At 49.4% G+C, this 24923-nt stretch carries 19 protein-coding genes; 16 read left to right on the top strand and 3 right to left on the bottom strand.

Annotated features, from left to right (window positions below):
• Window positions 1-8 precede the first annotated feature (8 nt).
• On the bottom strand, window positions 9-266 hold the full coding sequence (locus tag AC1VOR_RS16015; RefSeq protein WP_482619159.1) for a spore coat protein: 258 nt from the start codon (window positions 264-266) through the stop codon (window positions 9-11).
• Between the two features lie 16 nt (window positions 267-282).
• On the bottom strand, window positions 283-468 hold the full coding sequence (locus AC1VOR_RS16010) for a hypothetical protein (protein WP_059050980.1): 186 nt from the start codon (window positions 466-468) through the stop codon (window positions 283-285).
• 260 nt (window positions 469-728) lie between these two features.
• Between AC1VOR_RS16010 and AC1VOR_RS16005 the strand changes: the two genes are divergently transcribed.
• Window positions 729-2450: a methyl-accepting chemotaxis protein gene (locus AC1VOR_RS16005; RefSeq protein ID WP_482619157.1), complete on the top strand. Its 1722-nt coding sequence runs from the start codon at window positions 729-731 to the stop codon at window positions 2448-2450.
• An 84-nt stretch (window positions 2451-2534) separates the two neighbouring features.
• Here AC1VOR_RS16005 and AC1VOR_RS16000 read toward each other — a convergent pair whose 3' ends face one another.
• A complete protein-coding gene (locus AC1VOR_RS16000; RefSeq protein ID WP_482619155.1) occupies window positions 2535-3452 on the bottom strand; it encodes an aldo/keto reductase in 918 nt (305 codons plus the stop codon).
• Between the two features lie 219 nt (window positions 3453-3671).
• Between AC1VOR_RS16000 and AC1VOR_RS15995 the strand changes: the two genes are divergently transcribed.
• The 15 genes from AC1VOR_RS15995 (at window position 3672) to htpG (ending at window position 24844) form a co-directional block, all read left to right on the top strand.
• Complete coding sequence (locus AC1VOR_RS15995) at window positions 3672-3983, top strand: DUF1806 family protein (protein WP_482619153.1); 312 nt, start codon at window positions 3672-3674, stop codon at window positions 3981-3983.
• Window positions 3980-4714, top strand: coding sequence for a PIG-L deacetylase family protein (locus AC1VOR_RS15990; protein WP_482619151.1), 735 nt, complete (start codon window positions 3980-3982; stop codon window positions 4712-4714). Before AC1VOR_RS15995 ends, AC1VOR_RS15990 begins: the two co-directional genes overlap by 4 nt.
• A 16-nt stretch (window positions 4715-4730) precedes the next feature.
• Window positions 4731-5726, top strand: a complete 996-nt coding sequence (locus tag AC1VOR_RS15985) for a LacI family DNA-binding transcriptional regulator (RefSeq protein WP_482619149.1) — start codon at window positions 4731-4733, stop codon at window positions 5724-5726.
• A 450-nt stretch (window positions 5727-6176) separates the two neighbouring features.
• Window positions 6177-7544, top strand: a complete 1368-nt coding sequence (locus AC1VOR_RS15980) for a family 8 glycosyl hydrolase (RefSeq protein WP_482619147.1) — start codon at window positions 6177-6179, stop codon at window positions 7542-7544.
• A gap of 214 nt (window positions 7545-7758) precedes the next feature.
• Complete coding sequence (locus AC1VOR_RS15975; protein ID WP_482619145.1) at window positions 7759-12633, top strand: S8 family serine peptidase; 4875 nt, start codon at window positions 7759-7761, stop codon at window positions 12631-12633.
• Window positions 12634-12867: 234 nt separating this feature from the next.
• The gene (locus AC1VOR_RS15970; RefSeq protein ID WP_482619144.1) at window positions 12868-13899 is read left to right on the top strand and encodes a LacI family DNA-binding transcriptional regulator; all 1032 of its coding nucleotides are present in this window, start codon (window positions 12868-12870) and stop codon (window positions 13897-13899) included.
• Window positions 13900-13954: 55 nt separating this feature from the next.
• Window positions 13955-15400, top strand: coding sequence for an extracellular solute-binding protein (locus AC1VOR_RS15965; RefSeq protein ID WP_482619143.1), 1446 nt, complete (start codon window positions 13955-13957; stop codon window positions 15398-15400).
• Window positions 15401-15450: 50 nt separating this feature from the next.
• Complete coding sequence (locus AC1VOR_RS15960) at window positions 15451-16329, top strand: ABC transporter permease subunit (RefSeq protein WP_482619142.1); 879 nt, start codon at window positions 15451-15453, stop codon at window positions 16327-16329.
• 2 nt (window positions 16330-16331) lie between these two features.
• Window positions 16332-17204: a carbohydrate ABC transporter permease gene (locus AC1VOR_RS15955; RefSeq protein WP_482619140.1), complete on the top strand. Its 873-nt coding sequence runs from the start codon at window positions 16332-16334 to the stop codon at window positions 17202-17204.
• Between the two features lie 28 nt (window positions 17205-17232).
• Window positions 17233-18543 carry a CehA/McbA family metallohydrolase gene (locus AC1VOR_RS15950; RefSeq protein ID WP_482619138.1) on the top strand — a complete coding sequence of 437 codons (1311 nt, stop codon included), beginning with the start codon at window positions 17233-17235 and terminating at the stop codon, window positions 18541-18543.
• Window positions 18540-19781, top strand: a complete 1242-nt coding sequence (locus AC1VOR_RS15945) for an MFS transporter (protein ID WP_482619136.1) — start codon at window positions 18540-18542, stop codon at window positions 19779-19781. The genes AC1VOR_RS15950 and AC1VOR_RS15945 overlap by 4 nt, the downstream gene beginning before the upstream one ends.
• 85 nt (window positions 19782-19866) lie before the next feature.
• Window positions 19867-20214, top strand: coding sequence for a hypothetical protein (locus AC1VOR_RS15940; RefSeq protein ID WP_482619134.1), 348 nt, complete (start codon window positions 19867-19869; stop codon window positions 20212-20214).
• A gap of 162 nt (window positions 20215-20376) precedes the next feature.
• Window positions 20377-21669 carry an ATP-binding protein gene (locus AC1VOR_RS15935; RefSeq protein ID WP_482619132.1) on the top strand — a complete coding sequence of 431 codons (1293 nt, stop codon included), beginning with the start codon at window positions 20377-20379 and terminating at the stop codon, window positions 21667-21669.
• A complete protein-coding gene (locus AC1VOR_RS15930; RefSeq protein ID WP_482619131.1) occupies window positions 21666-22844 on the top strand; it encodes a substrate-binding domain-containing protein in 1179 nt (392 codons plus the stop codon). Before AC1VOR_RS15935 ends, AC1VOR_RS15930 begins: the two co-directional genes overlap by 4 nt.
• 119 nt (window positions 22845-22963) lie before the next feature.
• Window positions 22964-24844, top strand: a complete 1881-nt coding sequence (gene htpG / locus AC1VOR_RS15925; protein ID WP_482619130.1) for a molecular chaperone HtpG — start codon at window positions 22964-22966, stop codon at window positions 24842-24844.
• The last annotated feature ends 79 nt before the right edge of the window (window positions 24845-24923 follow it).

Below are 24923 nucleotides of genomic sequence, written 5' to 3'. Positions count from 1 at the left end.
TACGTGTCTCAGTGAGGTTGGCCGCTCAATTGCGATCTGACCATTTGGATTTCCTGGCTATCCGCCATCTCGGCTGGCATATAATAGCCTTTGGAATGAGCGAGGTTATACAACTCAAATTGAGACTTCTCGCAATTGTCGCGAATTTGCTGAATGGTGGATCTCAATTGCGTATTACTACACTCAGTAATTACGCTGCTGTACGTGGTAAGGCTGCTCTTGACCATGTCGAGTGCGTCATTGACCATATCTTTGTCCTGCATCATGTCGATGGGTTCCTCCCTAGTTTAGAAATGACATAAGCTGTTGTTTGGTGTTCATAGCGTCTTGAGCCGACTTTTGAAAATAAGCCTTGACCTCAGGGTCATTGGATTGCTGGGCATAAGTTAGCATCTTTTGGTTAGCGGTCTCATGGGCGCCAATCAAGTGACGCAAGCTTTGCAATTCTTGCTGGTTCAGTTGAGTCATGTCTCTTGCTCCTTTCGCTGTGGAATTCACTGGTTATTGTTTGCCGATTACGGACAATTATGCGGAAATTTTACTTGTTGCCTAAGCCTCATGGATTTTATGTGAAATGAATGTTAACAACTGAAAAGTAGCTATAAAAATTGTCACTGTGATTTTATCGTGGATTGTTAAAATCAGGAAGTAGCTTTATACAAATATCTACAAATTTTGTCATAAAATCTTACAATATGTAAAACCATTCACAAAGGTGGAATTTGTTCATGTCTAATCAAAATCAGTTGCGTTCCTTCAAACTGTTCAGGTTCAAATCATTGACCGCCAAACTACTTGCGATGATTGTGCTGCTGATGGTGGTATGTGCCGTTTCCTTTACCCTGGTGTCCTACTACGAGGTACAGCGGTCCATGACCAGCCAGATGAAGAGTGACGGGACAACCTTGGTCACCAACATCAAACGGGAAATTGCTGGCAATGAGATTTTCGGTCTGGAGGGGCTACAGCAGATTTTCCAGGCCATTCAAACAGAGAGTGCCGGGAATATTGTCTACGTCTCGCTTTCCGATGCCAGTGGACAACTTATCGTATCCAATGACAGCCGGGTGGAGCAGGGAACAGGAGAGCAGACGGATGCAACCGCTTCGGCTTCGGCAGCCAGTACGGAAGCTGATTTATCCGCAGTCATTACGGGACAAGAAATTCAGGGTAGTATTCTCGAGACGGCTGGCGGAGAGAAGGTCTACAACATCTCTACAGATTTTGCTTACAGCGAAGAATTATCCGGCGCCTTAAATGTAGGCATTTCCCTGGAGAGTATGTATGCGGAAATTCGGGAAGCACTGCTGGAAACGGTAATTATTTCTTTGGTCATTCTGCTGTTTGCTATTGGCTTGGGATTATTGATGGCCCGTAAGATGGTCCGTCCGCTCTCCATGATGTCAGCACGCATCAAAGACTACTCCACAGGAGATTTCTCCACGGAATTTGTACATGACAGTCATGATGAAATCGGTAAAATAGCCAAAGACTTGGCTTATATGCGCACAACATTAGGGGGCATGGTCGAGAACATTCAACTGAGCGCGGGACAGGTATCCTCGGGTTCAGGGCAGCTTGCAACCATGATTGAAGAGAGCGCGGCTGCAGCCAGGGAAATATCCTCGGCCACCGATGCTCTGGCTGCCGGTTCGGGGGATTTGGCCACGAACTCGCAGGAAGGCCTTGAACGATTGAATCGGCTGGCTGCGGAAATCCATGTGTTGACAGAGCGTGCAGATCAGATGAAGGCACGTATGGAGGAGACACTGGAAGCCAATAAAATCAGCATGAGTAGTATGAAGGAGCTGCAGCAGGCCATTCGTGATAATGCAGATGTAACGTTGGGGATTGAAGGGCAAGTCAATGATCTCAGCGCCAAATCAGAAGCGATTACTGAGGTAACCACGGTTATTAAGGGGATTGCGGAGCAGACGAACCTGCTGGCTTTGAATGCCATGATTGAGAGTGCGCGGGCAGGGGAGCAAGGAAGAGGATTTGCCGTGGTTGCCGAGCAGATTCGCAAGTTATCCGAACAGACGACAGGCTCTGTGCAGGGTATCGAGGAAATGGTGCATGAGGTGGCTGAAGCCGTTGCCAAGACAAGAGACTTGATGCAGCAGGGGGCAGAGGTCATCTCCCGAACCAGCGAAGTCTCACGGGAGACAGGTCATGCCTTCAAGAAGATTGATCTTACCGTTCACCAGATGATTGAAGAAATCCAAGGGGTAACCGGAGGGATATCTCAGGTTGATGGCGACAAAAATGAAGTTGTTGGCACGATCGAAAACATCTCTGCTATTGCGGAGGAATCGACAGCCGCGACCCAGGAAATATCCGCCTCTACAGAACAGCAATTGGCCGGGATGACTCAGGTGACCCATTCAGCCGCAGGAATGAAAGCGGTGGCGGATGATCTGAACCGGCTGGTCGGCCAATTTAAGTTTTAACGCGAGACCCAACTACGCAATATAAAAAAACGTTCCTCCAAAGCAACCCGTAACGGGTAGTCCTGGAGGAACGTTTGTGTCTATTTACGGCAAGATATTACCGGCTGCCCGGTAGATTTCATACCATTCTTCACGGGTCAAGCGAATGTCGCCAGCTTTGATGCAGTCCTTCAACCGTTCAATATTCATCGTTCCGATAATAGGTTGCATTTGGGCTGGATGACGTAGCAACCAGGCAACGGCAATCGTCGTATTTGATACTCCATACTTGGCTGCAATGCCGTCAATGGCTTGATTCAATTCAGGGAATTTGTCACTGCCCAGGAACACACCTTCGAAGAACCCGTATTGGAATGGGGACCACGGCTGAATCGTAATATCGTTCAAACGACAGAAGTCTAATACGCTGCCGTCACGGTTCACGGATGAATGATTCTCCATATTCACGTTGATTCCTGCGGAGATCATGTTGGCGTTCGTAATGCTGAGCTGTAATTGATTGGCGACGAGGGGTTGTTTGACGTACTTCTGAAGCAGTTGAATCTGCATCGGGTTCTGGTTGGATACCCCGAAATGACGTACCTTCCCTGAGCGATGCAATTGATCAAAGGCCTCGGCTACTTCTTCCGGTTCCACCAGGGCATCCGGGCGGTGGAGCAGCAGCACATCAAGGTATTCCGTTTTTAGGCGTTGCAGGATGCTATCTACCGAGTTCAGAATATGCTCTTTGGAGAAATCGAAGGAGCCTTGGCGAATCCCGCATTTGGATTGCAGGATGATGTTCTCGCGAATGCTGGCGTTCATATGGATCGCCTCGGCAAATATTTCTTCGCATGCCCCTGCTCCATAGATGTCTGCATGATCAAAGAAGTTGGCGCCTTCCTCTAGTGCAGTTTGCACGAAGCGCTCAGCCTCAGCCGGATTCAGCGAATTAATCCGCATACAGCCGACGGCAACAACCGGGACTTCGAGTGAAGTGGCTCCAAGTTTTATAGTTCTCATTGTATTGGCCTCCTGGAATAGTAGAATCGTAAGCATTCCTATGCAATAAATATGTAAGTATTCTTAACCCCCTCATTGTGACACAGAAGGCGACCGGGTTTCAAGTTGGACAGCGTGCAAAATTGATTTCTTGCTCTTGTGTATCCCCATCAGCGTATAATATAGTTACTGATGTTCACAGGACTTCAAGAATGTAAATGTAAAGGACTGCGTAAAAGAATGAAGCCTATCGAGAAGAAGCAAGTAGAGAAGATGCTAAGCCAGTTTGTAGGGGCGGAAGTCTATGTACATAGCGAAGCTACCTCTTATATGTTTGTACGGAATTTCAAAGTTAACCTGACGGATGCCTTCATTGCCGGAGATGATTCTTATCGGGTAGCACTGCGCTATGACGGTCACGGCTGGTTGCGGATTGAAGGGCTTACCCATGCCGAGTTGGACGAGCAAGGGCGCCTTCTGCTAGAAGGTTTTGACGACCAGGGTCGCATGGATGTGGCCTTGCATCTGGGAAAGGAGCCGTTCCCGGAATGAAAAAGGACAACAAGACAAATAGCCTCGGGCGTTTGCTCGCTGTATTTGCTCATCCTGATGATGAGACCTTTATTTGCGGCGGCACGTTAGCTAAATATGCGGCCGCAGGTGTGGAGATTACGCTGGTTAGCGCGACCCGTGGAGAGATGGGGCGCCGCATGGGAAATCCCCCTTATCTGAATCGTGAGACGATTGCGGCAGCAAGAGAGATTGAACTACGTCAGGCTTGCGATCATTTAGGCGTTAGTGAACTGCAATTTCTGGATATTCGCGACAAGACCGTTGAATTCATCGATGAGGAGTGGCTGGTCAGCCAAATTGAGCAACTTATTCGTAAGCTCAAGCCGGATGTCGTTCTGACCTTTCACGAGACTTTAGGGGGGCATCCGGATCATTGCGCCATTGGGAAAGTTACCACGAAAGCCTTCCACCGGATAGGGCAAGGAGAATTGTATTTTATCTCCTTCGGCGACCGAATGCTGCAACCGGAAAGGTATGGCTATACGGCTCAGGATATTGTTGCGGTGGATGTGCAGGATCATTTGGCGGCCAAGCTGGCGGCATTCCGTGCGCATCGATGTCAGTCGGAGATTGATGAGTGGGTATGGCAGCGGGATGACAAGGCACTGCGGCATTTTGGCCGCTATGAGTATTTCATTCGCGGCAGCCAGCCACAGGTCAGCGTCTCGACTATGGAGAACGATCTATTCAATCCAATCATAAATAGATGATTTGGGGGACCAGACGATGAAGGTCAGTATCTTTGATGTAGCCCAAAAATCGGGCCTATCTGTAGTTACCGTGTCCAGAGTATTAAATAATTCCCCTTCTGTTCGGCAAAAGAACAAGGAGAAGGTACTCCAGGCCATGAGAGAGCTTGATTACCATCCGAATGCGGCTGCCAGAAGTTTGGCACGAGGAAAAACCGGGATTATTGGACTGACCCTTACGACGTTAGATGATTCTTTCTTTGATGCGGTTGTGAATGAGATGAATGAACGGCTGATAGAGCGAGGCTATTATTTAGCTCTGTCGGTGTCCAGGAGCCATACAGATAGAGTCGCTCGTCCCTTGTTTGCAGAGGATCGGGTAGATGGAGTTATCCTGCTGTCTCTATCCCCCACAGATGAGGAAATGTATATTCATGATTTGACGAAAAAGAATATTCCCTTCGTCATGATCGACAACTCCAATAATAATCACAATGTGAATTCCATCATCGTCGATAACTTCAAAGGGGGGTACGAGGCCACCCGACATCTGATCGATCTTGGGCATACGGAGATTGCTCATATTGCGGGTCCTGAACATTTCTTAAGCAGCCGGGAGCGAGAGCGAGGTTATCTGGCTGCGCTTGCCGATGCGGGATTGGAGCCATATCAAGTGCAGCGGGGAGCCTTTGAGATTCCGGCGGGATATCAGATCGCCATGAACTGGATCAAGGCAGGGAAGCTTCCTTCCGCCATCTTCGCTGCGGATGATTATATCGCTATCGGAGTGATGGATGCTTGCTTGAACGAAGGAATTTCCATCCCGGCGGATATATCCATCGTCGGGTTCGACGATCAGGTGCTGGCATCGGAATTTCGCCCGATGCTAACCACCATTCGACAGCCAGCAGATAGAATTGCGACAGTTGGCGTGGATTTGTTGCTGGCCGCAATAAAAGACCCCGGTAAGGAAAGCGTGACGATACAGATCGATCCGCAGCTAATTATTCGTGAGACAACTGCTCGTAGATAAAAATGAAGAAATTACGGCTTAATTCAAGAATTAGTGCTTGACCAAAGATATCTATAGAACGGAGGGTCGTAGGGATTCTGGAGAAACGAAGTGTTCGCCTTTGCGAGTGGATTTCTACCTTATAGGAATTTATGGAATGAGGAAATCCAGGAACAATAGCGATCGGAAGAACCCTACGAACCCGGAGGGCCTCATTGCTCCCATGTCAAGCACTGACTTCGGTGTTGAGCCGAAATGAAGTTAAAGCGCTTTAATTTTCGTTGACAGAACCTTTGCCAAGCTACTACAATTATAGTGATTATAGGTAATTATTGGTTTATTTCAACTAGATTAACTTCATAGAGCAAATGATATTTTTATGCAGAGGGAGGGGAGGATATTTTTTGACTAAAAAGTTAAAGCGCTTAAACATTCAAGATCAGGTTCAATAATCCAATAAGAGAGGCAGTGATGATCATTATGGGATTTCGTCAGGGGAAGAGACGTCATTATGGTGTAACGGTGGTCGTGCTTGTGACATTGTTGGTCGGCTTGTTTCCCGGATCTACCGGCATCGGTTCAGCGGATTCAATCATGAGCACAGAGCTACGCCCCTTTCCGCAGCACGTGACGTATACGGCTGGTACGATTAAGCCAAATCATGTTACGCAGGCGCAAATGGACGCTGAGGTCAAGCTACTCTATAACGAATATAAGCAGAAATATATCAAACAAAATCCGTATAACAGCAACCAATATTATGTATGGTACAACGATGGGGGCTGGAATGGAGATGCAATTACCGTATCCGAAGCCCATGGCTACGGGATGATGATTACGGCTTTGATGGGAGGACATGATTCACAAGCGAAGACTTTGTTTGACGGCATGTATCGTTATTTCCGTGCGCATCCCAGCTCACAGGACCCCAATCTGATGGCTTGGCAGCAGGCCAACCGTAACGGCAGCATTATTGATATTAATGGAACAAACTCTGCCATTGACGGTGATATGGACATTGCCTACTCCCTTCTATTAGCCGACAAGCAGTGGGGGAGCAATGGGACAATTAACTATCGTGCGGAAGCTATTAAAGTCATCAATGCCATTATGAATAAAGAGGTTCACCCGGTGTATTATCATTTACAGCTTGGCGATTGGGTGCAAATCTCGGGAACCAATCCGGATTACCGCAACGCGACACGTCCTTCTGACTTTATGCTGCAACATATGAAGGAATTCTACCAGGCTACAGGTGATGCACGATGGTTGCAGGTCATTAATACGACCTATGATATTATCGAGGACGTATATACAAGCTACAGCCCATCCACCGGACTGCTGCCGGATTTCGTGTATCGAGACTCAAATGGGGAATATAAGCCTGTCTCCGAGTTTACCTGGAATACCTCTGACGGATATTTTCTGGAGTCCGAATTTGACGGAGATTATAATTACAATTCCTGCCGAACCCCTTGGCGGATCGGGACCGATTACTTGGTAACCGGCAACAATAGCGCGAAGCAACAGTTAACCCTATTGAATCAATTCATTACCACCAAGCATAACGAGCCTTGGGAGATTTGGTCAGGGTATTCCCTGGATGGACAGACGAAGCTAAGTCCTTGGGATGGGGGGATGGACTTTACTGCCCCGTTGATGGTTAGCGCGATGATCTCCAGCAACAATCAGCAATGGCTAAACGACCTGTGGGATTATCACACGAATGCTTCCAACCCAACGGCCCTGGAATGGAATTATTATTACGGCAACTCGATTCGTCTGCTTAGCATGATTGTTGCATCGGGCAACTGGTGGACGCCGACTGGGGCTAACTAGGAATAGTTGAATTCATGAACGTTACGGAACAAGAGAGCGCATGAAATAGTGCGTTCTCTTTTTTGTGCGCCCGCGATAGACTGGCTAGGGAACTAATCGTTACTTGCTGCTAAATTCGGAAAATGAGAATATATTGCAACCCTCGTCAATAGGTATAAAGTTAGCAACTTGTATATACCTCTAGGAAACTATGTAAAGCGAGGGAGATGAGAATTTGAGTAGGAGAGTTGTAGCTAGTATTCTTAGCTTCCTGCTGACATTTACCCTGCTGCTGCCTATGGTAGGCGCAGAGGGGAATGGCTTGACGGAAGCAAGCGGGAGCAGGCAGGCCAAATTCGGGCTAGACCCGCATGCCGTGACGCAAGAGGCATTGAAGAGCAACCTGGATACATCGGTGCAGTCCAAGCAGCAGCAAGGTGCTTCGCAAGGAGGCGCGGTCTCGCCCGCTTCGTCGCGAGGGCTGGTACTTGAGCGGCAGGAAGAAGGCACGGTAGCCGTAGGGCCGCAAAGCTTTGTGCCTTTGTCTGACGGAGACGAGCAGACGACGGTAATTGTTGAGTTGCGTGAGGAGCCGGTGAAGGTATTTGAGGCGACGCGTAGCCAAATGCACACCAGCAAGTCGGTGACAACACATAAGCAGGCGGTAGACCTGCAGCAGAAGACCTTCAAGACACAGGCCGCTGGCAAGCTGCAAGCCAGAATCAACCGGGAATACTCCAATGTATTTAACGGCTTCTCGTTGACGCTTCCGGCTAATCAGGTAGAAGCCCTGCTTCAGCTTCCGGGCGTGAAGGCAGTATATCCTAACCTGACGGTGCATGCCACTGAAGAGGAAGCGGCTACAGCGAATCCTCTGGATAGCGTGTCCTTCATCGGGAGCGGAGAATTCTGGGACGAGGGTGTGAAGGGCCAAGGCATCAAGGTGGGTGTGATTGATACCGGGATAGCCAAGGATCATCCTGACCTGGCTGACGCTATTCCAGAAGGCTATTGGGGGTATGACTTTGTTAATAACGATCAAGTCCCCTATGAAACAACACGCCAGGATTATCTGGATGCCAAGGAACTCAATCCAAGTCTGCCCGAGTTTAACGAGAATGGCAGACCTTATTATACTTCGCACGGCAGCCACGTATCGGGGATTGTAGCCGGACGTGATGTGGGTGTCTCCGAATCCGCAGGCGTGAAGGGGGTAGCCCCGGAGGCAGACGTATACGCCTACAAGGTACTGGGACCTTACGGTAGTGGTACCACGGAAAATGTGATCGCAGGGATTGAGAAGGCCGTAGTAGATGGCATGGACGTTATCAATCTCTCTCTGGGATCGTCCAGCAATAATCAGCAATCTGCGGACTCGATTGCATTGAATAATGCGATGAAGGCCGGAGTCATTGCTGTTGTATCTGCTGGCAACTCAGGTCCTGGCGACGCCACGGTAACTGATCCGGGCAGCTCGGAGCTGGCTATCACGGTGGGAGCATCCAAGCCACCGTTAACGACGCCTATCATGCAGGTTTCTGGTATCGCGGGACAGGAATTCTTCCTTGATACCTTCGATAGATCCGCAGGCATTGAAGATTTAACAGACTCCTACGTCTTGGTGGATGTAGGCTTAGGCAAACCAGAGAATTACGATGGGAAGGAGCTGGCCGGGAAGATTGCCTTGATTAAGCGCGGGGAGATTTCCTTTGCCGACAAGGCGCTAAATGCTCAAGCTTCTGGAGCTGTGGCTGCCATTATATTCAATAATGCACCAGAGGCCTTGGAGAGCGGTACGCTGGGGGACATCAATATATCTATCCCGGTGTATGCTCTGTCTGGAGCTTACGGTGAGCAGATTGTGACAGCGTTGCAGCAGCAAGAACAAGCGGCTGAATTTACGACGACGCTGGAAGCGGATATTATGGCCGGATTCAGTTCAAGAGGGCCTGCCAAGCCGGCGTATGATATCAAGCCGGATATCTCGGCCCCGGGTATTGGCATTCGTTCCAGTGTGCCGGAATATGAGGACTGGTATGTGGCTCAGAATGGTACCAGCATGGCTGCACCGCACATTGCGGGGGCTGCGGCTCTGCTGGCTCAGCAATTCCCAGCGCTTACGACCTATGAGATCAAAGCGCTGCTAATGAATAACACAGTGAAGCTGACGGATCGTAACGGCCATCGCTATACACATATGGACCAGGGAGCCGGGCGGGTTGCTCTGGATCAGGTGCTTGAGGCCAAGGCCATTGCCCTGGTGGAGGATACAACTCCATTCGTGGCTGGTAATGAGCCGGAAACGTTCTATAGCGGTAGCTTGTCGTTTGGTTACGTAGGTTACGGACAGACGGCATCACAGCCGGTCATTGTAAAGGATATTGCGGGAGCTGCCTCCCAATATTCGGTAGCTTCACAGTGGTATGGTCAGTCACCCATTGAACTGACATTGTCCACCAATCAGGTGAATGTACCGGCAGGTGGCGCGGGCAACTTGATGATTACGGTGGATGTACCGGCAGATGCGGTTAGCCAGCGGTACGAAGGTGAAGTCACCCTGACAGAAGCATCTACAGGTCATACCATCAATCTGCCGCTATCGGTATACGTAGGCGAAGCGCCTCAGGTTGATATCGTCACGAACGTAGCTTTGTCTGACAATCCGTTCTCGCCAAATGGAGACGGGGTTTTTGATACGGCAGATATTACGTTCACAATTCAGGAATATACCGATTATTTCTCCCTGGATGTACATGGCCTGGATGGAGAATGGTTGGGAACTGTACTGGAGAGCGATCAGGGCATCGAACCGGGCAACTATATTATCCGGGGCTGGGATGGCTCCGCTTTTGATGGCTTAAGTGAAGCGGTCTTATCTGATGATGCCTATCTGCTGGTTCCTTACGTTGGACCCTCCTTCTTTGATTCCTTGCCTATAGAAGATCAGGCGTATGTATTCTTCCTGGATACAGAGGCTCCGCAGGCACATCTCAACGATCCAGCCTTTAGCTTGAATGAATCTGGTCTGACCGGCACGATATCCGGAGAGGTGACACAGGATCTGTTGATTGATTATCTCGTCACCCTCGCAGGCTTGTCAATTGGCGATGTCATTGGAGTAGCTGCCCTGTATTCTGACGGAAATGGGGAGTTGCAGCAGAGTGATGGTGTAATCGATGATAGCGGACAATTCCAGATTGAGGTTCCGGTGGCGCCAGGCCACAATGTATACGAGGTATATGTCTATGACCTTGCTGGCAACGGAATACTTGTTCCGCTTAATATCGTAGAACATGAATTAAACGGAGTGGTATCTCCAGTGCTTCAGGCTTCAGAAATTGAGGCGAATACACCGTTCTCGCTGGATGTGCGCTTCTCGGTAACCGAGGCTGTGTATGCTGCTGAGCTAAATCTGCTCTACAGCAGCGAGCTTGGCGAAGCGAATGTATTGCCTGGTACGGAGCTGGTTGAACACCAGGAAGATCATAATCCTGGGGTTCCACTTACCGTGACGGAGGGGGTATATGAGGTTGATGCTGCGGTAACGCGGCATGAGCTGGCAGTAAGCCTGAACGGAGTAGAAGGTTATTTGGGAACGGGCACCTTGGCAAGCTTCCAATTTGCCGGAGCGCCTGTGGGGCAATTTGATTTTACCTTGACTGATGTGAAGCTCTATAGTCAGGACGGTCAAGAGGTGCAAGTTACACTGAACCGTGGGGCCTCCCTAACCGTAACTGAGGGGCCTGCCCAGCCGAATGATGAGCTGCTCATATCTACATCCTCGTTATCCTTGAAGAAGGGGGAGAGTGGTTCGTTAAGTGTCACTTATAAGTCAAGTGGCTCCGATGAGACGGGCGTGGATGTAACAGCAGAGGCGGAGTATACCGTCCAGAATCCACAGATTGTTGCTGTATCCGCAGGCCGCGTGACGGGGCTGAAGGCAGGAACTACAGTCATCGATGTGACTTACAGAGAATTAAGCGAGCAAGTGAATGTTACGGTTTCTAATGTCACAACACCGCCCAGCAATGGTGGTGGCTCTAGCGGAGGAGGATCAAAGAGCAGTAGCGGCACCACATCCCCTCCTAAAACAGACAGCAATATCGTTAAGTCACCCATTCAAGCAGGAGAAGCAACGACGTTGAAGCTTCCCGGCGGCTTGACGCTGACGATTCCGGCCGATGCAGTGGATGTGCCGGGAGCAGCATTCGCCTCCGCCAAGGCAGCCACTGAGACAGAAACGAAGGAATTACTGGGCGAGTTGGGACTTGATGGCGATAAAATAACATCCTATGGTGTTTATTATGATTTCGCCATTCTCGATAAAGATGAGAAGCCGTTGTCCAATGTTACCTTCCGCGAGCCAGCGGAGACGGTCATTCCCCTTTCTGCCTTGAAGGCAAGTGAGCTTGAAGGGGAGAAAATCGGGCTATTCAAGCTTGGGGAGGATGGCAAGCTGACTCCGCATACGGGCCGGATTAAAGACGGCAACGTTGTGGCTAAGCTTCATGGATTCAGCCAGTATATCTACCTGGCCAAGCAGATTTCGTTCGCCGATGTGACGGAGGCAAGCTATCCTTGGGCGATTAATGAGATCGAAATTCTGGCCGCCAAGGACATTGTCACCGGTACCGCAGCGGGTCTGTATAATCCATCCGGTGAGGTTACGCGCGCCGAATTTGTTGCTTTGCTTGTGCGGGCGCTAGAACTGACGGCGGATGAGAAGTCAACTGCTGGTGGACAGTTCAGTGATGTCGGGCACGGTATCTGGTATGAGGAAGCGGTGAATATAGCCGTTGCCAAGGGAATCATCAGTGGCTATGAAGGGGGAGTATTCGCCCCGGATCGCTCGATTACCCGGGCTGAAATTGCCGTTATCCTGTCCAAGGCGTTAGCTGCCTTGGGACAGAGTTCAGCAGCCACTCCAATATCACTCGAATTTGCAGACCGGGAGCAGATCCCGGCCTGGGCCACGGGAGCCGTAGCGGAGGTCACACAAGCGGGTCTGATGAAGGGCAAGACGGGCCAACGCTTTGAGGCAGGATTGCCTACGACTCGAGCCGAGGCGGCGGTAGTCATTTATCGTTTGTTCAAAGGATACACCTACTAAAATCAAAGCAACAGCCGCTGGATGAAATTTATCCAGCGGTTGTTTTTTTATGCCAATTATAAAACCGGTTTCGTGAAAATATCAATCAAAATCTTCTTTTTTTAACGTTTTAAGCTAAGTATTCTAGTAAAATTTGCGATTTTACAAAAATAAGAACGGAAATGGAAATGATTTTTACAAAACCGGTTTAATGTATTGATTGTACTAGTACGCAAAAGAGAGGAACGATCGGTATTGGCAACCATTGATGATGTGGCAAAGGCAGCGGGCGTGTCCAAAAGCACGGTGTCCAGTGTGTTCAGCAAGAAGCGCCCGATCAGCAAAGAAGTCACAGAGCATGTAATGAAGGTAGCGAAGGAACTGAATTACCGCCCAAACTATTGGGCCCGTAGCCTAGTGAACAAAACAACTCGCATCATCGGCTTAAATATGCGCGGTGAGCAGAAGGCAAGGATTAATCAATTTCAGTATTCGTTATTAAGCGGGATATTGCCCATTTGTTATGAGAAGGGATACAGGCTACTCATTAATTCCTTATCTCCAGCCTTTTTGAATCAAGTAGAGTACATGGCCTCCGATCCGGTTGACGGTGAGATTATTCTTGACTCGGTCATCGGGGATTCACGAATTGAAGATTGCTTGCAACGGGATGTACCGATTGTCGTCATTGGGCGGCCATCGGATGAAGATCAATCAAGGGTCTGCTATGTGGACAACGATAATGTTGGCATCGGGATGATGGCGACACAGCATTTGCTCTCTATGGGCCATCGACATATTTTGTTTCTGAATGCGCCGGCCAACCGAACCGTGGCTGTTGACCGCAAGCAAGGATTCTTGCATGCCTATGAACAGGCAGGTCTGCTTCCTGCTCCGGAGAGAATTATGCATAAGCCGGACTCGATTGCCTCCGCAGTTGCCTTTGGCTATGAGGCGGTATTGACTGAGTTGCGTGCTAACCCCGAGACCACGGCAATTCTGGCAGATACGGATTCCATGGCACTTGGAGCATACCAGGCAGCGGAAGAACTGGGTTTGCGCATTCCTGAGCAATTGTCGGTATTGTCCTTCGCCTATGACAGCCCGGTGACCCAGGAGTTCACACCACCCTTAACCGGTATTCGCATTCATGCCGATCAGTTGGGGCAGGAGTCTATCCTGCTGCTGCTGGAGCAGATCAAATCGGGGAAACGTCTGGCCAAGCGGACGCTAATTCCCGCAGAACTAGTGGTTCGAGGCTCATGTGCACCTCCAAGCCAAGTATAGAGATAGTCAGGATGGGAGTCCATTTCATGCAATTACCAAAGGAGGAAATCAAACGGTGAAACGTCAAACAAAGAGTGTGCTGTTACTTTTAACTATCGGTTCCATGTTGTTATCTGCTTGCGGGGGGCCTTCAGGCAATAATGGCCAGAATGTCGGTAATTCTCCGAGCAATGCGCTAGGTTCCGGACAGCAGGAGGCGCCTGTCGGGGAAATGAAGCTCCGCATGTTGTCGGCCAACGTAGGTGGGAAAACGCCGGAAGAGAACGCCAAGTTTGAGCAGGAGATCAAGCGGCTGACTGGTATCGATATCTCAATTGAGCGCCCGGCCAGTGATTACGACCAGAAAGTATTGACAGCGCTTGGGTCCGGAGAAAAATATGATTTGATCGAAGGCAGTGACCTTGGCAAGTTGAATAGCTTTATTGATCAGAATGCAGTGTCTGATTTGACCGATTTTGTTCAAGGCTCTAGCCAGTTATCGGATTCAACGGTGATTCCACAAGCGGAGTGGGATCAACTGAAAGGCCAGGATGGGAAAATTTATGCCGTATTCTCCAAATTCCAGGGGGGTACGATGCCCATAGTCCGCAAGGATTGGCTGGACAAGTTGGGCTTGCAGGAGCCCAAAACATTGGACGATTACTATACCGTGCTTAAGGCCTTCAAGGAACAGGACCCCGATGGGAATGGCAAAGATGATACCTATGGGCTTAGCACCGCAGGGCTCTATGAGATTCAAGGCTTCATGAGTGCCGCCGGTCTTAAATATCGTTATGTCATAGAAGATGGTAAACGGACGATCCCCTACGCCTCGGATGCGGCCATCCCTATGTATGAATGGTTCGCTAATCTGACGCGGGATGGGATCATGGACCCGAACTTCGTCACCAATGATACGGGGAAAATGCGGAATCTGTTCCTGAGCGACCGCGTGGGTATGGTTACCTACTGGGATGCCTGGGTAGGCATGTTCAATAATACGAGACAAGAGGCTGACCCGAATACGACATTCGAGGCCAAAGCGCTAGCCAGCGCGACAGGACCTGACGGAACGCTGCTGATGCGCCGGGGTGACCCTGATTACTGGATGGTGCCGGTCAATGCAGAGAATCCGGAAGCGGCCAAGAAATTTCTGGAGTTCTGGCATACGGAAGCGGGTATTATGTTAGGCAGCCTGGGCATTGAAGGTGAGGACTACACGAAGGAGGGCGGCCAATATACGCTGACGGCAACTGGCAAGGAGCACAATATGGACCACGGGGTGCCGTTCTGGTACAACGAGAATGTGGAGCCTCCTTTCGGCAAGCTGCCGGGTGTTCAGGATGCCCAGGATCTGGTCAAGCAGTATGCTTCCCTCGAACTGTCACTGCCGGAGTGGGCCGATGCGGAGAAGATTGTTCAGAACTATGCCCTCAAGGCCATGTCTGGAGAGATGCCGGCAGCCGAAGCTGTTAAGCAAATGCGACATGACCTTCAAGCAGCCGATTTAATTGATGAATAAGCCAGCGTAGAGCCTCGCTTCTTGCTATGGATAGGATGTGAAGATAAAGCGTGAAGGCGTTGCGAAAATACAGGGCATTGTACGTGATGATGGTGCCGGTAATCATTTATTTTCTCGTGTATGGATATTATCCGCTCGTCAAGGGGCTGCAAGTCAGCCTCCAGGATTATCGACTCATGGGAGGCGGTTCTTACGCCGGGCTTGCGAATTATTCGCAGGTCTGGCAGGACCCCTTTTTCTGGAGATCATTAACGAACACTCTAATTATTGGCGGGGGAATCTTGGTTTTTGGATTTATCGCTCCGCTTGTGTTGTCTCTCTCACTTAACGAGGTTCTACAAGCTCGATTTAAGAAAATGGCCCAAATGGTACTTTACGTCCCTCATTTATTGTCTTGGGTCATCGTTGGCGGCATTTGGATTCTGCTGCTCTCGCCGGATACGGGGCTGGTCAATCTGCTCTGGCAGCAATGGACAGGGGCGCCCCCTATTCATTTCCTGGCTGATTCCTTCTGGGCTCGTTGGGTGATGATCTTGGTGGCAACCTGGAAGGACATGGGATATAACTGCATCTTGTTTCTGGCAGGCATTGTGACGATTAATCCGTCTCTCTATGAGGCTGCCCTCATGGATGGGGCCTCTCGCTGGCAGCAAGTGCGATATGTGACATTGCCTCGCTTGCTGGGGACGATGAAGGTTGTTCTGTTACTTAACACGATGGGCGTCCTTCGTATTTTTGACCAGGTATTTGTATTGCGTAACCCTTCGACCTCCCCGGATGTTGATGTGTTGATGGTGTATACGTTTGAGAAGGGAATTATGAACATGCAGGTGGGCGTGGCTTCGGCAGCCAGCTTTCTGGTCCTGTTATTTACACTAATCCTGACCTTGACTGTACGGAAAATAACGCGATTTGATGAGGTGGGTTAGCGATGAACGTGGTGCGCTTTGAACGAATGGGATGGAGAAGCAAGCTGTTTGACCTGGTCAATTTGCTATTTCTGATACTGCTGATGCTGGTTATGATTGTCCCGTTCCTGAACGTGTTGGCTCTATCCTTATCGACCGGTCTGGCGTCTATGCAGCCTGATATTGTACTTATTCCCAAGGAATTTAGTCTTGAAGGATATTCGACAATCTGGGCGAGCCTGGATTTGTGGCGTCCATTCATGAATAGCGCAATCGTAACGGTTGTAGGGACGGTCCTGCATGTATTTCTGTCCTCACTGGCCGGGTATGTCTTGATTCATCCGCAACTTCCGGGCAAGAAAATGATGCTCTCGTTTATTTTGCTGACCATGATGATCCCCCAGGAGGCTATTCTAATTCCGCTCTACGTAGTTAACCGGGACTTCCACCTCATCAATACTCTGACGGTGTTGATACTGTCTGGTCTGGTATCGGGCTTCTCTATTTTGCTGATGCGCAATTTCTTCATGGTTATTCCTTACGAGATTGCAGAATCGGGACGAATTGACGGAGCCGGGGAGTTTTGGATTTTCTTTAAAATCTTTATACGCTTGGCGGCCCCGGGGCTTGCGACCGTCTCCTTATTTGAATTTGTGGGGCGCTGGAACATGTTCACTCCGCCATTAATCTTTATTAACGATAGTATGAAATACACGCTGCAAGTGGCACTCAAATCCATCATTGTCGATACAGGCAGTGTGTCGAGCAACTATCTGGTCACGGCTAACGTGAAGATGGCTGGCATTGTCATTGCTATTATTCCGCTACTCGCCATTTACCCGTTCGTACAACGTTTCTTCATGAAGGGGATTATGCTAGGAGCGAGCAAGGAATAGCAGGATTCAGGAAAGGATGCATACACGTATGGCAAAAGCTATATCGAACTCTGCACCGGAGGTTCGTTTGGCACGGACGGTTGAACTGGTTCACGAGCAGGAGCGTAGCTATCAGGAGGAAGTTTTCGACGTTCCGGCGGATGTGGAATCCCTGGAAGTTCACTATCGTTATCCCAAGAACAATCGGTCCGTGGTAGACCTTGGCTTACGTTCCCCAACCCGCATTATAGGGTGGAGTGGCGGGGCAAGAACGGGCTTTCATATAAGCAAAGAAATGGCTACGCCCGGGTATCTGGCCGGGACGTTAGTCCAGGGACAATGGGCTGTGCTGCTGGGAGCTTATCGGGTGCCGGAGGAAGGAATCACCGTGGAATTGGACATTACAATGGTCTTGAAGCATCCCCACTGGTTGAAGGGAGATCTACATGCCCATACAGTTCATAGTGATGGCAGCTATAATGTTGAAGAAGCCATAGCTTCCTGTAGGGAGCGGGGGCTTGATTTTCTGGCACTGACCGATCACAATACGTCCTCCCAAAATCAGTCGGTTGCCTTGCACAACGAGCGGTTATTGCTGATTCCTGGTGTGGAGATGACCAGTTATCGTGGCCATGCCAACTTGTTAGGCCATACCGATGCCCTGACGGATTTTCGCCGATTGACCCCGGAAGCCGCAGCGATGGAGTTGACTCTTGCCAGGGAGAAGGGGGCGTTGGTGTCGCTAAATCATCCATTTTGCCCGGATTGCCCCTGGGAGCTGGGGTTTGACGTACCTTATGATGCTATTGAGGTGTGGAACGGGCCGTGGAGAAAGCTCAATGAAAGAGCGGTAGAATGGTGGCAGCAACAGTTGTCTGAAGGACGACGAGTGGTGGCTGTTGGAGGTAGTGACACGCATCGGGTGGACCCGTTCGTCAGACACGGAAGTCCGACGGCTTACGTCCACGTTTCGGAGAATACGGCGGCAGGGGTACTGGAAGGCGTGCGCTGTGGCGCTGTTGTGCTGTCGCATCGACCGGATGATATTTTTATGACACTATCGGTAGGTGACCAAGGGGTTGGGCAAGTAATTGAGATAGCCGCTGGGGAAGAACAAGTGGAACTGCAAATCATCGTCGATGGGGCCCGGCAGGATTGTGTCACACTATGGTCGGACCGTGGGCCGGAGATGCAGTGGAGGGTAGAGCAGGCCGAGAAGTGGATAATTCATGTCCCGACAGATCGGTTGTTCTATCGGCTGGAGGCGCGTCGAAACTTGCCAGAGTTGGGCGGGGAGGTTATGACCTGCATGACCAATCCTTTATATCTGGCTGGGCACCCAAGCGGGGAATATTCATGAAGCCGGATGGCACTGGTACTTTGGCTGCTCGTCAGATTTTAGCCAGGCCAGCCAAAGCGTTGTTATCCGTGAATGGGCTGAATGCGCTGGGGAACAGCTTGTCCAATATATTTATCAATGTTTATTGGTACAAGCTTACAAATGACATGTCGCAAACGCTACTGTTCAACTTGGCTTCCTATTTGGTGTGGCTACCTGCCTTTGTATTAGCCGGATATCTTAGTAAGCGAACTGACCGTACAATCCCTTTATGGATCGGCAGTGGTTTACAAATGCTCTTTTATGTGTCTGTATTACTGCTGGGAAGCAATTCTCCCCGATACTTGTTGGGGCTAGGACTATTGTACGGCATCGGACAGGGGTTTTATTGGCTAGCTATCAATGTGTTATCCGTGGATGTAACGGAGGCGGGGAACCGCAACTGGTTCAATGGAATTAATGGAGCGCTTGGAGCATTGACTGGAATGGTTGGACCCCTGATTGCGGGAATGATCGTGGAAGCCTTACCTGCTCTGGCGGGGTATGCCATGGTGTTTTTGGCCAGCTTGCTCTGTTTTGCCCTCTCATTAAGCTCGGCCCTGCTCTTGCCTAGACAAAAAATGAAGAGCCGATTTGAATGGGGTAGCATGATCCGAGTGCTGCTCCACCAAGAATGGCGCAGTTTGAGCTGTGCTTTTGTCGGGATTGCCTTTCGCGACGCGGTATTGACTATTGCAATCTGGCTGTGGGTCTATATCGCTACCGGCAGTGAAAATGCGACGGGCCAATTCGCCTTTGCGACAACGCTGCTATCTATTGCGAGCTTCTATTGTATTGGCCGTTATGGGCGGGAGCACTCCCGTTGGTCCTATCTTGTCGTCGGCTCGTTGTTCATGGGGATATCCGTGATCAGTATTACCTTTCATTTATCGACCTGGACGCTGGTTATCTATGGTGTGTTGAGTGCGGCGGCCAGACCGCTTTTTGACACGCCGTTCAATACGCTGACCTTCAATGCCGTAGGCCGTTATGATAATGGTGGACGTATTCGCATCGAGCTAGTAGTCTGGCGGGAGATGATATTAAGTCTGGGACGGATCTCCAGCGTAGGGATGTTATACTGGATTTACCGGATGGGTTCTGAAGGATTGGAGATAAAATTGACATGGTTTCTTATCATCGTCATTGTTTTTGGTTTGCTACCCTTATATTTTATCCATAAGACCATCGCAGCCGAAAAATTGATTACAAACAAATAAATAAAGTCCTCCTGTTCAAGCAGCAGCCGAGCGCATCATCCCGGCGGCTGCTTCATATATATCGTCTAGAAGGAGGGCGATATACATGGAGCAGAAAGTACAAAGGTACCATGAACTGAAGCAATTGATGAAGGACATGGAGCAGGCGTTGTCCGAACTGCGCGGGGATATCCTGAACTATTGTCAGGATTTGGGCGTTACCGAAGTGGATGTGGGTGATTACAAAATCAAGAGCATTCAGCAACAGAGGAAGGAATACGATGACGGCAAGCTGTACGAGGCGCTTCCTGATCCCGAGGTATGGCGGCTGATATCCAAAGCGGATGCGCAGAAAGTAGCCGGCTTGGTTAAATTGAACGTCATTCCCGAAGCAAAGCTGGCGGACACCTATTCCGTCAAAAACATTACCCTGCTACAAGTAGATAAGAAATGAATCAAAGGCTGAAGACTATGGCGGTTCCGAGAAGGTTCCGGTGGGCTTCAGCTTTTTTCAAGTTTTTGTAACGACAGGAAGAAGGGTTTACGAGAAAAATATGGAATAAACAGGATATACATAAACGGGCGAGCGCTTTTTAGCCCCTGAAGGGTGACTGGCATGTTTTATCTGAAGGAATTAATCTTGCAACTTTTCTTTGCTCATATGCCGTTTGTGATGTTTCATGTGTTTTATCGTGATCAGCCACGGAATTACACAGCAAAATTCATTACAGTCACGAGCATGATTTGCCTGTTTCTTTCCATGACGTTTGGAACGAGTGTGGTGGACGGTTATTTCTACGATACTCGTTATATTATTATGTTCTTTGGCCTGATCTTTGGCGGGCTGCAAACCGGGCTTGTGCTGCTCGCGGAATTTATTCTATATCGTCTGTATTTAGGGGGCTCAGGGGCCTTGTTGGCTTTGTTTACGATGCTGATTACTTTCCCGGTCTCCTATCTTTTGTCCCGACTGTATGTGCGTGTGGAGCGTAAGCGGATGATCACCTCCGGCGCAGGCCTGTTTTTTGCGGTCATTCCCATAGTTCTGTTATATTTGGAGAATCCGGCCACAGTTAGCCATCATCTGCTTTTTCATCTGGTGGCGGTTCCCTTGCAAAATGTGCTGGGATGCTGCCTGCTGATCAGTTTGTTCCGCAAAGCCGTAGCGGATAAGGAGCTATTCATTAATTATGCGCAAAATGAGCGAGTTCGGGCGGTGAGCCACATGGCAGCTTCACTGGTGCATGAGGTGCGTAATCCGTTAACCGCCGTCAAAGGCTTCCTGACCTTGATTCGAGAGGGAGCCACTGACCGTGGAAGAACGGAACGGTATATTGAGATTTGCATGAGTGAGATTGCCCGGACCGAATATATTTTATCGGAGTACCTAGCGATCTCCAAACCGATTGGGGACAAGCTGCTTCCTACGAATTTAGGAGATTTGCTGAGCGTGACCAAAGACGTGATGAGCCCCTATGCCAACATGCATAATGTATTGCTGGAGATTGAACATCCGGAGGAACAGGTTTGGATATTGGCTAACCCTGACAAGATGAAGCAGGTGCTTGTCAATTTTATCAAAAATGCTGTGGAGGCCTGTGCTGAGGTACCACAAGGTCAAGGCAAGGTGTCCCTGGAGCTGCAAATGGCCGCTCGCAAAGTGACATTAAACATCAGGGATAATGGGGTGGGCATGTCGGAGGAACAGGCCAAGCGGCTGGGTTCTATCTATTTCTCTACCAAAGCAAGCGGCACAGGGCTTGGAATGACCTTCTCCTATCAGCTTATATTGTCACTTGGTGGCAGCATATCAGTGAAGAGTGCGCCGGGAGCCGGTACGGAGTTTAAGATCAGCTTGCCAATCTATGCCCGCAAAGATGACCACATCAAGGAGGAATTGGAAGCATGAATAAATCTTACGGAGCGCTAGTCGTCAAAATAATTATAGCCATACTCCTGGGCATGACCATTCTGGCCTTTGGCCTGGTGGGGGCCATCTTTGTCTCGTTATATGGGGGTGCGTTGTTCTATGCGCCGCTGATGTTTGTCGTAACCGGAGTGGCTATGGTGTTCACCTGGTTATATTTGTTTGTTCCGTCTCGCCATCATCGGAAGTTGCACATATCGTTAATTGCTGCGGTGGTGCTGATGGGACTGACGTCGGCAGGCTATGAGATTCGTCTGGCCTATCATAACAGTATCCCTGTCATAAGCGATCAGGAAGTGGATATGGAGCAGTATCGTCCTTTCATGGATCATGGCAATCTTGCGGAGTTATCGGAACCGGCCACCTTGAAAATAACCTCTGACTTGCCGCGTATGGATGGGGCGACTGCCTTGTATCCGCTCTATGCGGCTTTTGCCCAAGAGGTATATCCTAACCGGGATTATCCTCTGTATGACAGCGAGGTCTCGCTTACTCAAACCCAGGAAGCCTATAAGCGTCTGATTAATGGCGAAGTGGATATTATTTTTGCAGCTCCACCTTCTGAAGGTCAGAAGTCTGTGGCTCGCAGGAACGGCCGAGAGCTTAAGCTGACGCCCATTGGTCGTGAAGCGTTCGTATTCTTCGTCAACGGAGAGAATCCGGTAGAGGGCCTCACGACGGAGCAGATACGGGGAATATACTCCGGGGAGATTACCCGGTGGAACCAGGTGGGCGGAGAGAGTAAGTCCATCCGTGCCTTCCAGCGACCGGAGGACAGTGGGAGCCAGACGATGCTGGAGCAAGTCATGGACGGACGGAGCTTGGCTGATCCCCCTCGGGAGAACAGGGTATCCGGCATGGGCGGGATTATCAAGCGAACAGCGGATTATCGCAATTACAAAAATGCGCTGGGTTTCTCATTTCTGTTCTATGCCACCGAGATGGTACGGGATGGAGACATCCGGCTACTGGCCATCGATGGTGTGATGCCTGAACGGACTACTATAGCCAATGGAGAGTATCCGCTGGCCACTGAATTTTATGCAGTTACGGCGGGAAGCGAAAACCCCAATATCGAGCAGTTGATTGCGTGGATTTTGTCGCCCCAAGGGCAGAAGCTGGTAGAGCTAACCGGATATACACCGCTAAATCCATAGCCTAAGTATTGACACGTTGAGAGCGTATCGATAAACTTGAAATTGGGAATTAGCACTCTGGTTACTAGAGTGCTAACATAGGGATTATAGATTATGATCTGTGGAAGGAGATTAGCTTAATGGCCAAGAAGCAATTTAAAGCCGAATCCAAGAGATTGCTGGAAATGATGATCAACTCTATTTATACTCAGCGGGAGATTTTTCTGCGGGAGCTGATATCCAATGCCAGTGACGCTATTGACAAGATTTATTATCGGGCGCTAACTGACGACAACCTGGTATTTAATAAGGACGATTATTTCATTAAAATTGCGGTGGACAAGGCAGCGCGTACACTGACGATTTCCGATACCGGTATTGGGATGACCAAGGATGATTTGGAGAATAACCTGGGGATTATCGCCAACAGCGGTTCCTTCGCGTTCAAGAACGAAAATGAATTGAAGGATGGTCACAATATCATCGGTCAATTTGGCGTGGGTTTCTACTCCGCCTTTATGGTAGCTGATGTCGTTACCGTTATCAGCCGCGCGCTGGGGAATGAGGAAGCGTACAAATGGCAGTCGAAGGGTGCGGATGGTTACACGATTGAAGCGTGTGATAAGGAGACTGTAGGTACGGACATTAATTTGCAGATCAAAGACAATACCGAAGATGATCAGTACGATGAATACCTGGAAGAGTATCGGTTGAAGTCGATTATCAAGAAATATTCTGATTTCATTCGCTATCCAATCAAGATGGATGTGACGGGTAGCCGCGCCAAGGAAGGCGCTGAGGACGAATATGAGGAATATACCGAAGAACAAACGGTTAACAGCATGGTGCCGATCTGGCGCAAGAACAAATCCGAGCTGACGGACGAGGATTACGAGAATTTCTATATGGAGAAGCGTTACGGGTTCGATAAGCCGGTATCCCATATCCATATCAAGGCCGACGGTGCGGTGGTTTATAATGCCATTCTGTACATTCCAGAGAATACGCCGTTCGACTACTATACCAAGGAGTATGAGAAGGGGCTGGAGTTGTACTCCAATGGCGTGCTGATTATGGATAAATGCGCTGACCTGCTGCCAGACTATTTCAGCTTCGTTAAAGGGATGGTAGATTCGGAGGACTTGTCGCTGAATATCTCGCGCGAGATGCTCCAGCATGACCGTCAGCTTAAAGCGATTGCGAAGAACATCCAAAGTAAAATTAAAAGTCAATTGCAAACTTTGCTGAAGGACGACCGGGAGAAATATGAGAAGTTCTATGCCTCGTTTGGCCGTCAACTCAAGTTCGGCGTTTACAATGACTATGGTATGAACAAGGAAGTGCTGCAAGATCTGCTTCTGTTCACCTCCTCCAAGGAGAAGAAGCTGGTATCGCTCGATGAGTACGTATCCCGTATGCCGGAAGATCAAAAGTATATTTATTACGCAGCAGGCGAATCGGTAGAGCGTTTGGAGAAATTACCGCAAACCGAATTGGTAGCAGATAAAGGCTACGAGATTCTATACCTCACCGATGATATTGATGAATTTGCCATCAAGGTCATTTTGAAATACAAGGACAAGGAATTCAAATCGGTCTCCAGCGGGGATTTGGGTATCGAGGCGGATACGACTGAAGAGAAAGCAGATACCGAGGAGAATCAGGAATTGTTCACCGCTATGAAGGACCTGCTGGGGGATAAGGTGAAGGAAGTCAAAGCTTCCAAACGTCTAAAATCTCATCCGGTATGTATCTCTACCGAAGGTGAATTGACCATCGAGATGGAGAAAGTGCTGAATGCCATGCCAAATGCAGGCGGACAAGCGGTGAAGGCGGATAGGGTCTTGGAAATCAACGTCAACCATGACGTATTCCAGTCCCTTAAGAAGGCCCATGAGACTGACAAGGAGAAGTTGAGCCTTTATACCAGTCTGCTGTACAATCAGGCTTTGCTGATCGAAGGCTTGCCCGTGGGTGATCCGGTCGAGTTTACGAATGATATTTGCAAAGTGATGGTATAATCTAGAATAGTGTTCCGCAAACGGTGTGAACCACTCTCTGCTAGAAAAAGCAGCAGAGTGGTTCTTTTATTTTAATCCG

The organism is Paenibacillus sp. 1SOY10 (assembly GCF_056836745.1).
The sequence above is the reverse complement of the archived record's forward strand: the minus strand, read 5'-3'. Positions and strand labels throughout refer to the sequence as shown.

Coding starts and splice junctions, on each gene's coding strand:
- AC1VOR_RS15950 (WP_482619138.1), top strand. CDS start 17,233: ATGGCAAAAGCTATATCGAACTCTGCACCGGAGGTTCGTTTGGCACGG.
- AC1VOR_RS15940 (WP_482619134.1), top strand. CDS start 19,867: ATGGAGCAGAAAGTACAAAGGTACCATGAACTGAAGCAATTGATGAAG.
- AC1VOR_RS15930 (WP_482619131.1), top strand. CDS start 21,666: ATGAATAAATCTTACGGAGCGCTAGTCGTCAAAATAATTATAGCCATA.
- AC1VOR_RS16005 (WP_482619157.1), top strand. CDS start 729: ATGTCTAATCAAAATCAGTTGCGTTCCTTCAAACTGTTCAGGTTCAAA.
- AC1VOR_RS16015 (WP_482619159.1), bottom strand. CDS start 266: ATGATGCAGGACAAAGATATGGTCAATGACGCACTCGACATGGTCAAG.
- AC1VOR_RS16010 (WP_059050980.1), bottom strand. CDS start 468: ATGACTCAACTGAACCAGCAAGAATTGCAAAGCTTGCGTCACTTGATT.
- AC1VOR_RS15945 (WP_482619136.1), top strand. CDS start 18,540: ATGAAGCCGGATGGCACTGGTACTTTGGCTGCTCGTCAGATTTTAGCC.
- AC1VOR_RS15995 (WP_482619153.1), top strand. CDS start 3,672: ATGAAGCCTATCGAGAAGAAGCAAGTAGAGAAGATGCTAAGCCAGTTT.
- AC1VOR_RS15935 (WP_482619132.1), top strand. CDS start 20,377: ATGTTTTATCTGAAGGAATTAATCTTGCAACTTTTCTTTGCTCATATG.
- AC1VOR_RS15985 (WP_482619149.1), top strand. CDS start 4,731: ATGAAGGTCAGTATCTTTGATGTAGCCCAAAAATCGGGCCTATCTGTA.
- htpG (WP_482619130.1), top strand. CDS start 22,964: ATGGCCAAGAAGCAATTTAAAGCCGAATCCAAGAGATTGCTGGAAATG.
- AC1VOR_RS16000 (WP_482619155.1), bottom strand. CDS start 3,452: ATGAGAACTATAAAACTTGGAGCCACTTCACTCGAAGTCCCGGTTGTT.
- AC1VOR_RS15955 (WP_482619140.1), top strand. CDS start 16,332: ATGAACGTGGTGCGCTTTGAACGAATGGGATGGAGAAGCAAGCTGTTT.
- AC1VOR_RS15990 (WP_482619151.1), top strand. CDS start 3,980: ATGAAAAAGGACAACAAGACAAATAGCCTCGGGCGTTTGCTCGCTGTA.
- AC1VOR_RS15980 (WP_482619147.1), top strand. CDS start 6,177: ATGATCATTATGGGATTTCGTCAGGGGAAGAGACGTCATTATGGTGTA.